Genomic DNA, 413 nt, shown 5'->3' with positions numbered 1-413 from the left:
CCGGTCTTGTCGATCACGAGGGGACCACCGAGGTCGCAGGAGCGGCGGGACGACCGGCCGCACGAGCGTCGAAAAGCCGGTCGAACCCCTCGCCGTCGGTCGGCCGGCCCGGCGGGCGTATCGACCGCAGCACGTGGGTGAGGACCGCTTCCAGCCACAACAGGTCCTCGCCGGGCGTGCGGTTGTGCAGCCACACTCTGAGGGCGGCCGCGCCCGCGAAGCACTGCTCGTAGCGGCGCGCCAGCGCGAAGGCCTCCGGCTGTGTCTCCTGGGAGACAGGCGGGCTCAGCGCCAGCTCGCCATGGAGCCGGTCGCAGCTGTCGGTGAGCTCCTCGGCGAGCTCGGCCACGCGTGCGGGCACCTGGCCTGCGGACGCCAGCGCACGCAGTTCACCGCTCGCGGTGCGCAAACTC

General features: G+C 72.9%; 1 pseudogene. It reads right to left on the bottom strand.

The window, feature by feature from the left end:
- Positions 1-13: 13 nt before the first annotated feature.
- Positions 14-413: pseudogene (locus TN53_RS42630) on the bottom strand (hypothetical protein); the annotation flags it as partial.

Origin of the sequence: Streptomyces sp. WM6386, assembly GCF_000972385.1 — a bacterium.
Classification (GTDB): Bacteria; Actinomycetota; Actinomycetes; order Streptomycetales; family Streptomycetaceae; genus Streptomyces.
Note: the sequence above shows the minus strand (reverse complement) of the source record. Positions and strands in the feature narration are given on the sequence as shown.